General features: G+C 62.3%; 10 protein-coding genes, 1 tRNA gene and 1 pseudogene. 9 read left to right on the forward strand and 3 right to left on the reverse strand.

What is annotated here, in order from left to right; genetic code table 11:
* Nucleotides 1–98 precede the first annotated feature (98 nt).
* A complete protein-coding gene (locus NCR34_RS00130; protein WP_250498811.1) occupies nt 99–2,186 on the forward strand; it encodes a UvrD-helicase domain-containing protein in 2,088 nt (695 codons plus the stop codon).
* A 17-nt stretch (nt 2,187–2,203) separates the two neighbouring features.
* Here the strand turns inward: NCR34_RS00130 and NCR34_RS00135 are convergent, their stop codons facing one another.
* Nucleotides 2,204–3,112 (reverse strand): c-type cytochrome, encoded by a 909-nt coding sequence (locus NCR34_RS00135; protein WP_250498812.1) that lies wholly within the window; start codon nt 3,110–3,112, stop codon nt 2,204–2,206.
* Between the two features lie 291 nt (nt 3,113–3,403).
* Between NCR34_RS00135 and NCR34_RS00140 the strand changes: the two genes are divergently transcribed.
* The 7 genes from NCR34_RS00140 to NCR34_RS00170 all read left to right on the forward strand — a co-directional run bounded on the left by NCR34_RS00140 (nt 3,404) and on the right by NCR34_RS00170 (nt 8,587).
* Nucleotides 3,404–3,479: transfer RNA gene (locus tag NCR34_RS00140), tRNA-Arg, on the forward strand.
* A 509-nt stretch (nt 3,480–3,988) separates the two neighbouring features.
* Nucleotides 3,989–4,231 carry an acyl carrier protein gene (locus tag NCR34_RS00145; protein ID WP_250498813.1) on the forward strand — a complete coding sequence of 81 codons (243 nt, stop codon included), beginning with the start codon at nt 3,989–3,991 and terminating at the stop codon, nt 4,229–4,231.
* Between the two features lie 8 nt (nt 4,232–4,239).
* A complete protein-coding gene (locus tag NCR34_RS00150; protein ID WP_250498814.1) occupies nt 4,240–5,277 on the forward strand; it encodes a ketoacyl-ACP synthase III in 1,038 nt (345 codons plus the stop codon).
* Nucleotides 5,274–6,020 carry an SDR family NAD(P)-dependent oxidoreductase gene (locus NCR34_RS00155; protein WP_250498816.1) on the forward strand — a complete coding sequence of 249 codons (747 nt, stop codon included), beginning with the start codon at nt 5,274–5,276 and terminating at the stop codon, nt 6,018–6,020. The genes NCR34_RS00150 and NCR34_RS00155 overlap by 4 nt, the downstream gene beginning before the upstream one ends.
* A 7-nt stretch (nt 6,021–6,027) precedes the next feature.
* The gene (locus NCR34_RS00160; protein WP_250498817.1) at nt 6,028–6,657 is read left to right on the forward strand and encodes an acetyltransferase; all 630 of its coding nucleotides are present in this window, start codon (nt 6,028–6,030) and stop codon (nt 6,655–6,657) included.
* Nucleotides 6,658–6,788: 131 nt separating this feature from the next.
* Nucleotides 6,789–7,961: an aromatic ring-hydroxylating oxygenase subunit alpha gene (locus tag NCR34_RS00165; protein ID WP_250498819.1), complete on the forward strand. Its 1,173-nt coding sequence runs from the start codon at nt 6,789–6,791 to the stop codon at nt 7,959–7,961.
* A complete protein-coding gene (locus tag NCR34_RS00170) occupies nt 7,958–8,587 on the forward strand; it encodes an LbetaH domain-containing protein (RefSeq protein WP_250498821.1) in 630 nt (209 codons plus the stop codon). The genes NCR34_RS00165 and NCR34_RS00170 overlap by 4 nt, the downstream gene beginning before the upstream one ends.
* Nucleotides 8,588–8,697: 110 nt before the next feature.
* Here the strand turns inward: NCR34_RS00170 and NCR34_RS00175 are convergent, their stop codons facing one another.
* The gene (locus NCR34_RS00175) at nt 8,698–9,690 is read right to left on the reverse strand and encodes a 3-oxoacyl-ACP synthase III family protein (protein ID WP_250498822.1); all 993 of its coding nucleotides are present in this window, start codon (nt 9,688–9,690) and stop codon (nt 8,698–8,700) included.
* Between the two features lie 65 nt (nt 9,691–9,755).
* Entirely contained in the window at nt 9,756–10,901 is a 1,146-nt protein-coding gene (locus NCR34_RS00180; RefSeq protein ID WP_250498824.1) for a DegT/DnrJ/EryC1/StrS family aminotransferase, read from the reverse strand.
* A gap of 345 nt (nt 10,902–11,246) precedes the next feature.
* On the opposite strand from NCR34_RS00180, the pseudogene NCR34_RS00185 reads away from it, so the two are divergent.
* Nucleotides 11,247–11,573: pseudogene (locus tag NCR34_RS00185) on the forward strand (glycosyltransferase family 2 protein); the annotation flags it as partial.
* Nucleotides 11,574–11,874 lie beyond the last annotated feature (301 nt).

Raw genomic sequence — 11,874 nt, forward strand, 5'->3', positions numbered from 1 at the left:
GCCGTGCGATCAACGGGTTGCGCGGCGGTGTTCGCAGTTCAATCAGCGGCGCGGCTTGGCTCTTGCGCCGCTCGCCTCACTCGCCAAAGTCCAGAACGATGTCCGCAGGTCTCAACGCCGCCCAAAGCGAAGCGGTGCGCTATCTCGATGGTCCCTGTCTCGTGCTCGCCGGCGCGGGCAGCGGCAAGACGCGCGTCATCACGCAGAAAATCGCGCATCTGATAGAAGGACGCGGCTTCGAGCCGAAGCACATTGCCGCGCTCACCTTCACGAACAAGGCCGCGCTCGAAATGCGCGAGCGCACCGCGAAGCTGCTCGAAGGCAAGACGCTCACGACGCCCGGCAAGGAAGGCCGCAAGGTGCCGGTCAATCAGTTGACCATCTGCACGTTTCACTCGCTCGGCGTGCAGATCATGCGGCAGGAAGCGGAGCACGTCGGCCTGAAGCCGCAGTTTTCGATCATGGATGCCGACGACTGCTTCGGCATGGTTCAGGAGCAACTCGGCACCACGGACAAAGGGCTGATCCGCAAGATTCAGTCGATCATCTCGCTGTGGAAAAACGCGATGGTCTCGCCCGATCAGGCCGCCGTGCTCGCGAGCAACGAGGACGAGCATCAGGCGGCGATCGTCTATCGCAGCTACGCGGCGACGCTGCACACGTATCAGGCGCTCGATTTCGACGATCTGATCCTGCGCCCCGCGCAGCTGTTCGCGCAGAACGAGCAGGTGCGCGAAAAGTGGCAAAACCGCCTGCGCTATCTTCTGATCGACGAATATCAGGACACGAACGCCTGCCAGTACGAACTGCTGAAGCTGCTCGCCGGTCCGCGCGCCGCGTTCACGGCGGTCGGCGACGACGATCAGGCCATCTACGGCTGGCGCGGCGCGACGCTCGAAAACCTCGCGCAGTTGAGCAAGGACTTTCCCAAGCTGCATGTCGTGAAGCTGGAGCAGAACTATCGCTCGACGGTGCGCATTCTGACGGCGGCAAACAACGTCATCGCGAACAATCCGAAGCTCTTCGAGAAAAAGCTGTGGTCCGAGCACGGCATGGGCGACACCATCACTGTGACCGGCTGCAACGACGAAGAGCACGAGGCCGAGTCCGTCGTGTTTCGTCTGTCGGCGCACAAGTTCGAGCGGCGCGCGGCGTTTCGCGATTACGCCATTCTGTATCGCGGCAACTTCCAGGCGCGCATCTTCGAGCAAGTGCTGCGGCGCGAGCGCATTCCGTATGTCCTCTCGGGCGGGCAGTCGTTTTTCGACCGCGCGGAAATCAAGGATCTGATCGCGTATCTGCGTCTGATCGCAAATCCCGACGACGATCCCGCGTTCATCCGCGCCATCACGACGCCCCGGCGCGGCGTCGGCAACACGACGCTCGAGGCGCTCGGCGCGTTCGCGGGCGCGGCGAAGGTGTCGCTGTTCGAAGCGGTGTTCATGGGCGGCATCGAGGCGCGGCTGTCGGCGCGGCAGGTCGAGCCGTTGCGCACGTTCTGCGAGTGGATTCGCCGTCTGTCGGACCGCGCGGGCCGCGATCCGGCGACCGAAGTGCTCGACGACATGATGGAAGCCATCCACTACGAAGCGTATCTCTACGATGCGTTCGACGAGCGGCAGGCGCAGTCCAAGTGGCAGAACGTGCTGGAGTTTCTCGAATGGCTCAAGCGCAAGGGCACCAAGCCCGAAGCGTCGCCTGAAGCGGAACAGACCGGCTACGACACAGCCGATGGTCTCGCCGACGAAGGCAAGAATCTGCTCGGGCTGATCCAGACTGTCGCGCTGATGTCGATGCTCGAAGGCAAGGACGAAGACCCCGACGCGGTGCGGCTCTCGACCGTGCATGCGTCGAAGGGACTCGAATATCCGCACGTGTTTCTGGTCGGCGTCGAGGAAGGCATCATGCCGCATCGCGGCAGTTCGGACGACGACGCGCCGATCGACGACGCGCGCATCGAGGAAGAGCGCCGGCTCATGTATGTGGCGATCACGCGGGCGCAGCGCAGCCTGCATCTGAACTGGTGCAAGAAGCGCAAGCGCGCGCGGGAGACGGTGGTGTGCGAGCCGTCGCGCTTCATTCCCGAGATGCTGCTCGACGACGCCCCGCCCCCGACGCCGGAAGAAGCGCCGCTCTCGCCGAAGGATCGCATGGCGATGTTGAAGGCGATGTTGCAGAAGAACTGACGGTTCTTCGTTCCGCGTTACTTCGCCGCGTTCACCATGTAATCGACGGCGGCCTTCACGTCCGCATCCGACGCGTTCGATCCGCCCTTCGGCGGCATGGCGCCCTTGCCGTGCAGCGCGTAGTTGTAGACGGTCTCCATCGAGTCCTTGAGACGCGGCGCCCACGCGGCCTTGTCGCCGAACTTCGGCGCGTTGAGCACGCCGGCCGCGTGACACGCCTGGCAGACCTGCTCGTAGAGCGCCTTGCCGGCCTGCGACGCATCGGCGCTTTGCGCGCCCGCCGCCGGAGCCGACGCCGTCTGCGGCACCGACGCGAGTGCCGCGACGGCGGCTGCGGCTTGCGCGTTTTCGGTCGAGCTTGCACCGGCTGCGCCGGACGCCGGCGCGGAAGCGGACGAAGGCGCCGATGCCGATGCCGCAGCGCCCGGCGCGGGCTGCGCGGGCTCGTCGAACTTCGCGCCGCCGTTGTTCGCCATGTAGACGACGGCGCGCGCAATCTCGAAATCGCTGTAGTCGTCCGGGCTGGTGCCGCCGCGCGGGGGCATCGCGCCCTTGCCGTTCAGTGCGTTATGGACGAGCGTGTCGTAGCCTTGGCCGATGCGCGGCGCCCATGCCCCCGCATCGCCGAACTTGGGCGCGCCGGCTGTGCCGGTGGCGTGACACGTCGAGCACACGGCCTTGAAGACTTCCTCGCCGGTTTTGTAGACGCGCGGCGCGTTGGCGTCGCGGATATTCACTTGAGCGGCCGGCGCGATTCTCTGTTCGACGGAGGCGTCGAGATTGGTGCCGGCGCCGGTGCGCGTCGTATTGTCGACGTAGACCGCGAGCAGAACGATGATGGCGACGGGAATGCCGAACCCAGCGATGACCGCCGCGATGAGTTGGCCGGGTGTCTTGATCGGGGCTCCGTGTGGGGCTTCGCTCATGCTTGTCTCGTCTCCCGTTTTTTTAGGTGAGTCGGTTCAGTGACAGCGTGACAGCTACCGCGCTTGACGCCCTGCGTCGCCGAGGGCACGGTCGATTATAGACGGAACGCTTACCGGAAGGCGCGGGGCGGCGGGCGCCGTGGCGCGGGCGTTTACCCGAATCGTGTGATGCTTCGCGGGCGGCGTCGAACCCCGCGCGATGGACGGATTCACGGAAAACAGGTATCCTCTCGGATTCGCATGGGCCTTGCAGCCGTCTTCCGGCACCCGCACGCAAGGCTTTCCGCCGAAGCGCCCGTAGCTCAATGGATAGAGTACTGCCCTCCGAAGGCAGGGGTTGCTGGTTCGATCCCAGCCGGGCGCGCCAAAAGATCGTCGGTGTTGCGTCAGTGCAGGTACGTACCTTCCACCGCACGCACCACCGTCTCCCCGTCTTCCGGTCTCCCCGTCTTCCCGTTTGCCGCTTCCTACATCACTGCACCGCGAGCCCACTCGTGTCGCCGGGCCGTCTCCCGGCATGGCAGCCAGTAACGGCGCCGTCACTGGACTGACCCGCCCGATGCACGCCCCCTCCATCTACCGGTATTGGCCTGATTTGGAGGGAGAATCGGCCTCTGTTGACCGAATTGGATGATCGGGTGCGTCGGTATAGTCCCTTCATCTGCCGCCACTCCCGCTCGATGACGGGCGACGTGAGCACCATTCACGTCGTTCGACCGCTCCGACAGGACTTCCGGCAGCCAGGCTTGACGGGCTGCGATGACAAACGCTCCCGACAAACCTGGTGCATGGCTCTGCGGCATGGACCGCCGCCGAGCCGCCCATTCTGAGCGAATCACCATTCGCGCCTATGCCGCGATATCCAAGGAGTCATTGATGTCTTCCGTCACAACGCTTCCCACCATCGAACAGTTCATCGAGCAATTTCTGATTGCCGTCGATTTCCAGGAACCCGTCGAAGTCACGGCGGAAACGGAACTCCTCAGCCTGCCTGAGTGGGATTCGCTCGCGTCGCTCGGCGTGATCGTCATGTTCGACACCGACTTCGGCAAAACCATCTCCGGCGACGACATCAGAAAGTGCGTGACGCTCGCCGACCTGCACAAGCTGCTCGGATAACACACACCATGGGCCTTTCCACTCTGCACAACGTGCGCTTCGCAGGCATGGCGACCTGCGTGCCCAAGCGCGTCGTTGACAACATCGAAGACGCGCCGCCGCAGATCCGCTCGGAGCGCGAGAGGCTGGTGCGCAATATCGGCATCCGGCAACGCCGTCTGTGCCCCGAGTGGCAATGTTTCTCGGACCTCGCATTCGTCGCTGCGGAAAAGTTGCTGGCGGACCTCGAATGGTCACGCGATGAGATCGACGCACTGATCGTCGTCACGCAGTCGCCTGACTACATCATTCCCGCCACGTCCATCATTCTGCAGGACCGTCTCGGCCTGCCGCACACGACCATCGCTTTCGATGTGAACCTGGGTTGCTCCGGCTATCCGTTCGGCATTCATCTGCTCGGCAGCATGATTGCGTCGGGTGCGATCAAGAAGGGACTGCTGCTGGTCGGCGACCGCGCCGGTTCAATCAAGGATCCAATCTTTTCCGACGCCGGCACCGCGACCGCGCTGGAGTTCGATGCGAACGCCGCGCCGATGTTCTTCAACCTGAACAGCGATGGCAGCGGACACAAGGCGATCATGCTGCCCGTCGGCGGCCATCGCGAGCCGGTCACAACGCAACACACGCTTCAGCATCGGGATGAAAACGGCTTCTTGCGGTCGCCGATGGATCTGATCCTCGACGGGACGGCTGTCCTCAGCTTCTCGACGCAGCGCGTGCCGCCTGCAGTCGACACGCTGCTGAACTACGCGAAAACGGAGAAGGAGCAGATCGATTACTTCGTCTTCCACCAGGCGAACCGCATGATCAACGAGACGATCCGCAAGAAGCTCGGCCTCGCCTCGGAGAAAGTGCCGTCGACGCTGCATGACTTCGGCAACACGAGCGGCGCATCGCTGCCCGTGACCATGACCGCGCGGCTTCACACCACGCTCGACGACGCAAAGCATCGGCTGCTGCTGTGCGGATTCGGCATCGGGCTGTCATGGGGCGGCGCGATCGTCGACATCGAATCGGCCACGTTCCCGGCGCTGATAGAGGCATGACCGTGCAAGACGCATTCTCACTCGACGGCAAACGCATACTCGTGACGGGCGCTTCGTCCGGCATCGGGCGGGAGATCGCCGTGCGCTGCGCGCAGTCTGGCGCGACGGTGATCGCGACCGGACGCGACGACGCGCGCTTGCGTAGCCTCATCGACGAACTGGGCGGCGAAGGTCACGGCTATTTCACGTGCGACCTGGGCAACGACGACAGCATCAAACAGTTGGCGCAAGACGTCGGCAAGTTCGACGGCATCGTGCACAGCGCGGGCGTCGCTGCGCTCGCGCCGTTGAGGCTTGCATCGCGTAGCCACATCGAAGACCAGTTCCGCATCAACGCACTGGGCCCGATCTTGCTGACGCAGCAGCTTCTTGTCCGCAACGCGGTGAACCGCGGTGGCTCGATCGTGTTTATCTCATCGATATCGGCGCATATCGGCGTGGCGGGCGTCGGCGCTTATGGCGGCAGCAAGGGCGCGCTAGAAAGCATGGCGCGCGTGTTGTCGATGGAAGTTGCCAAGCGAGCGATTCGCGTCAACTGTCTCGCGCCGGGCTTAGTCGAGACGCCCATGCTGCAGGCAGCGCGGCGCACGACGGACAGCATCGACGAAACGGCCGCCCGCTATCCACTAGGGTTGGGAGTGCCGGATGACGTTGCGTATGCCGCGATCTTTTTTCTTTCCAGCGCAAGCCGATGGATCACGGGCACCACGCTCGTGATGGACGGCGGGCACACGGTCGGGTAATTCAGCCATGCGTACAAGGCTATTGATTATCGGCGGCGGCGGTTTGGGCCGCATCGTGTACGACGTGCTGTCGAAAGACGCCTCGCTGCGCGACGAAATCGAGCTCGGCGGATTCCTCGACACGCGCGCGGACGTCGCTATACCCGAAGGCCTGGATTGCGCTGTCGTCGGCAATCCGCTCGACTACAAGGTTCGGGAAGGCGATTTGTTCATTCCGGCCGTCGGTGACCCCGTTTGGCGCAGGAAGCTCGTGGCGCCGTTGCAGGCGCAAGGCGCGGCGTTCTTCAGCTTCAAGAACGGCGCGTCCGTAGCAGCGCGCGTGCGGATCGGCGAAGGCACCTTCGTGACGCCAGGCGCAGTCATTTCGACGGACTGCGCGATCGGTGCGTTCACCTATATCGACACCTACACGATCGTTGGACACGACGTCACGGTGGGCGAGCATTGCATGATCGGTGCAATGACGTTCATCGCGGGCGGCGTGAACATCGGCGATGGCGTGACCGTCAATCCGCGCTCGACGATTGCGAAGGGCGTCACCATCGGGGCCGGGGCGACGATCGGCATCGGCTCCGTCGTTGTCAGGGACGTACCGCCGGGCGTGACCGTTTTCGGCAACCCCGCACGGACGATCTGAACGTTTTCACGCCGCGGCCGATGCTCCGCGGCGGCATCGGCACGCGCGTCGCGCAAGGTTCCGCGAAAGTCGCGGGGCACTGGCAAGCGCGCGTCGTTGCATCGAACTCACTCCAGTGATGAACATTCGCCATGATTGAACCTGTCCTGCCACCTGCCTGCTATACGGACCAAGCGTGGTTCGATCGTGAGCAGAAAAAAGTCTTCGGCGAACTTTGGCTGCTCGTCGGTCTCACGCAGCAACTGCAAGACGAGAACAGCTTCATCACGCGTAACCTAGGCGGCGTGCCCGTGCTCGTACAGAGGGTCGACGGGGAGCTGCGCGCTTATCGCAACGCCTGCGCCCACCGTGGCATGCCCATTCAGCAGGCCGACTGCGGCAAACGCAAGCTGATCTGCCCGTATCACAGCTGGTCCTATAACGGCGATGGAAGCCTGCGCGGCATCCCGAACGACAAGCTCTACCAGATCTGCAAGAGTCAACGAAGCGAACTGCGTTTGCAGACGTTCGCGCTCGAGGTGGTCGGCAACTTCGTGTTCGTCAATCTGAGCGCGGAACCGATACCCATCACCGAACAATATTCAAGCGACATGCTGCGTGTGCTTGAGGCGATCTCGGCATACTTCGCGCCCGAAGTGTCGTACACGACCTTCAACGTCGATTACAACTGGAAGCTGAACTTCGAGAACGTTCTCGACTGGAATCACGTTTCGTTCGTGCATAAGGACACCTTCGCACCGCTGTTCGACTATGCCAGCGACGGTTCGCAGCATGGCGCGTCGACGACCACCTCTCCATTGTTCGGAAAAGGGCGTCCTCTTGCGGACGTCGAATTCTACTCGGGCGAAATACCGGCGCGTCCCGTCGAGCTCGCCGATCTTTCGCAGCTCAGGCGGTGCAGCTTGCGTTATGCGCCTCACTGGTATTCCGGCTTGTTCGAGCGGGCGGCAGATCCGGGGGCGGTGCTCCACTGCGTGCTGTTTCCGAACGTGAACTTCGGCTCAATCCACGGCGAGCACTTTTACTTGCAGCAGTATGTGCCCGTCGCACCGGACAAGTTCGAGTACCACTCGTGGGTCTTCACGGCACGTTTCAAAGACGGCACGCCGCCGCAACCGCATCTGCTGTGGGGCATCCATCATGCGGAAAAACGGGTCGTCGATGAAGACGTGGTTCTGCTCAACGCGCTGCAGAAGTCGCTGAAGTCGGGATCGCCCATCAACGTTCTGGGCGACCACGAGGCGCCGCTCGCGGCGGTGGGGACGTGGTACATGCAACATCTGAATGAAGAAGGTACGCCATGAAGTCTCTGCTGATCGCGGGTCCCGACGATTCTCTGCGCGACGTCCACGCGCTTGCATTGCAGGCCCATTCGCAACGCGATGTGGCGATGCTGCACATTCCGTCGAAGGACTACTACGTCTTCGATCTGAGCGAACTTCAACGCTTCTCGCCAGAGGAATGGGACATCGCCATCGCGGCCAACGAGTTCTATATAAACGATGTGAGACGCGCGCTGCACGAGGCGACAGCCGCGCTCGGCTATCGCGCTGTCTCGCTTGTTTCGCCGCGTGCGCAGATTGCTTCGGACGCGGTCATTGGCGACAACACGATCATTCACACGGGCGCTTTCGTCGGTGCTGGCAGCAGAATCGGCCATCACTGCGTGCTGCGTCCCAATGTCGTGGTGACGGAAGAAGTCACGGTCGGCGACTATGTGACGCTCGAAGCCAATGTCTCGGTCCGTGAACGGGCGATCATAGGCGACTTCGTCACCATCTGCGCGAACAGCAGTCTTGCACGGGCGTCTGTGATCGGCGCGCATTCATACCTGAACATCCCGCGGCAGTATGCGGGCAAGATCGCTCCCAAGACCTTCATCTCGCCGCAATTCGAGAATCCAGTGCGCGTGCTGCCCAGTCATGCTTGAGGACGTAAGCTGAACTGGAAGGCGTACGCTTTCCCAAAGCAAAAAGGCACGACTTACGCAGTCGTGCCTTTTTGCTTTTTTGGCGTCACTCGGTTGACGCCGGTTTGCCATTACGCCGGAGAATTGCCTGCATACTCGAATAGCGCGACGCCCCAGGACAATCCGACGCCGAAGCCGACCGTCATCACGATATCGCCGGGCTCCAGCAATGCCATCTGTTCCGCGAGCAGAATAGGCACGGAGGCCGAGACAGTATTGCCCATATACGCGCAGTTGTTCGGAACCTGCTCGTCGCTCAGCCGAAGCTTCTTGGCCAACTGCGATGTCACGAAGTCGTTTGCCTGATGGAAAACGAACTTCCTGATCTGACCGATGCTCAACCCGGTATCGCTCAACGCCGTTTCGACCGCTTTCGGGACTTCGCGCAGCGCGAAATTGAAAATCGCGGTGCCATCCATGTAAATGCCGGGCGCCTGCTCGCTCGGTCGAATCGCGGACCCGTGAGCGACGAACGCATCGTATCCCGAGCCGTCTGCAAAGCTGCGGCAGTAAAGGAAGCGCAATCCTTGGGGACGCGTCGAGAATTCGCACGCCGTCGCGGCATCGCCGAATAACACGCGTGTCGTGATGTCGTCGCGTCGAAGCAAGCGCGAGTAGGTATCAGCGTTGATGAGGATCGCGCTTTTCTCTGTCGCGAACGAGCGCTGCAGCGCGACGACCGTCTGTGTTCCCAGCACGAAGCCGGAGCAGCCCTGGTTGATGTCCATGACGAGGCAATCGTTTGCCAGCTTCGCCCTACCGTGAATGCGCGAGGATACGCCCGGAATCAGATGATCCGGCGTTTGCGTACAGACGATCAACGCGCTGACGCCTGTTGCAGGGCTCGCTGCGAGCAACTGTTGCGCGGCCGCGAATGCGAGGTCGCTCGTATATTGATCGGGACCTGCGACAGGCCGGCTGTGCACGCCTGTTTTTCGCACGATGCGCTCGTAATTCGCATCGGCAATGCCCAACGTCGAAGCGTCGTTTTGCTCGATCCGCTCGCCCTGAACGACGACGATGGAATTCAGGTAGACGTCGGGCATGGACAGCACATTTGACATAGAAGATACCTTGATAAATGGCGCACGGACCCAATGCAACGGCAGCGCGCTAACGCCATGGCCGCTTACGCGTGCGCCAGTTCGCTGGCGCGATCACGCACCGTCGCTGCCGTCAGCACCAGTTCGATGATCTTGTCCTGCGTGTCGCTGTCGAGTGCCGGGAAGATAGGCAGGCACAGCACTTCGCGGGAGACAGCCGTCGCCACGGGCAAATTCGCCGGCCCCGCCGACGGCAGGCCACGGTAGCTAGGAAACTCGCTGATGAGGGGATAGAAATACCGCCGGGCGAGGATGTCTTCCGCGCGCAGCGCATCGTAAAGCGCGTCGCGCGTGATGGGGAAGTCTGCCGTCACGCGGACCGGGAAGTACGAATGGTTGCGCGTACTGTCGATGGGCGCGACAGGCAGCAGCAGTCCCTTCACGCCTGAGAGCGCCGCCTCGTAGCGCGCCGCAATCCGCGCGCGCGCAACAGCGATCCTGTCCATGTGCTGCAACTGCAAGAGGCCGAAGGCCGCCTGGAGTTCGTTCATTTTCGCGTTGATGCCGGGTTTCACGACCGTGACTTCATCGGCGAAACCGAAGTTCTTCAGATGGTCGATGTGGCGCTTTGTCTTGGCGTCGTGGCAGATGATCGCGCCGCCTTCGAACGTGTTGAAGATCTTCGTGCCATGAAAACTGAGCACCGACATGTCGCCGAACTTCAGCACGGACTCGCCCGACCGGCGCACGCCGAACGCATGAGCCGCGTCGTAGAGCACGCGCAGGCCATACGTGTCAGCGATCCGTTCGATCTCTTCGACGTCGCACGGGTTGCCGTAGACGTGAACGGGCAGGATAGCCGTGGTTTGCGGCGTAATGGCCGCCTCGATCTTGCGCGGATCGAGGTTCATCGTCACGGGGTCGATGTCGGCGAAGACGGGCTTGATGCCGTTCCAGTGCAACGCGTGCGTCGTCGCGACAAAGCTGAACGGCGTCGTGATGACTTCGCCCGTCACTTTCATCGCCTGCAACGCGGTGATCAGCGCGAGCGTGCCGTTCGAGAACAGCGACAGATACTCGACACCGAGGTATTCGCAAAGCGCCGCTTCGAGCTGCGTGTGGAAGGGGCCGCCATTGGTCACCTGCTTGCTGTCCCAGATCTTTTGCAGATACGGAAGAAACTCCTCGAGGGGAGGCAGGTAGGGCTGGGTGACCGGAACGAGTGTTTGCATGGCAGTCGCGAATGAGCGGAATGCGCAACAGGCGCACGTCCAATGAAACGAGAATAGCCTCGGCCATGGCAATCCGATCGATTGATCAAGCGGGCCAAACGCTGCTATTTCGAGGAATGGTTCGCTCGCGCGGGCGCGCGAGGAAGCGTAAGCGCGATCCAGCGCGACGTCAGGCGCGACATCAGTTGCGAATAGGGATGGAAACGCCTCGCTGTTCCGTGGATCGCGTCGAGCGACCGCTCGCTATTCTGTATGCAAGCCGTCGTGCCATAAATGCCCGGGCGCGGCCATGCAACTTCAGGCTGCCGATGTGCGCCCTCTTTCTCGAACAGGACCCGTTTTTCCATGACCACCGTCAGCATCCTCATTCCCGCGTTCAAGCCGGACTACCTTGCGAAGGCAATCGCGAGCGCGCAGGCACAGAGCTTCGTGGACATCGAAATCCTGGTCGGCGACGACACGGTGGACGGTCGCTTGCGCCCCATCGTCGAGAGCTTCGACGATCCGCGCATTCGCTATTTCCATCATGCCAGCGGGGACGCGCGTCGCAATTCGTTTCTGCTGTTCGAACAGGCGCGCGGCGAGTACATCAAGTGGCTTTACGACGACGACCTGCTCATGCCGCGCTCCGTGGAAGCATTGGTCGACGCGCTGCGCCAGCATCCCGGCTCGGCCATCGCCGTTCATGAGCGCGTCTTGATCGACGCCGACGACAACGTCCTGCACACGCCGCCGCCCCTTGTTCCGGCTGGCCAGGTTGCATTGGTCGAACGTCCGGTACTCGTCGAGCACATGGTCGCGCTGGCGAACAACTTCATCGGCGAGCCTAGCAACATCATGATGGTGCGCGATGCCGTCGACATGTCGACGGTCATGTTGTACCGCGGCTGGGACATTACGTTCCTCAACGACGTCAGCATGTATCTGAACCTCGCAGAACAGGGTCCGCTCGTGCTGCTGGGCGGCTATCTGA

The sequence above is a fragment of the Caballeronia sp. GAWG1-5s-s genome (assembly GCF_023631445.1).
Lineage (GTDB): Bacteria > Pseudomonadota > Gammaproteobacteria > Burkholderiales > Burkholderiaceae > Caballeronia.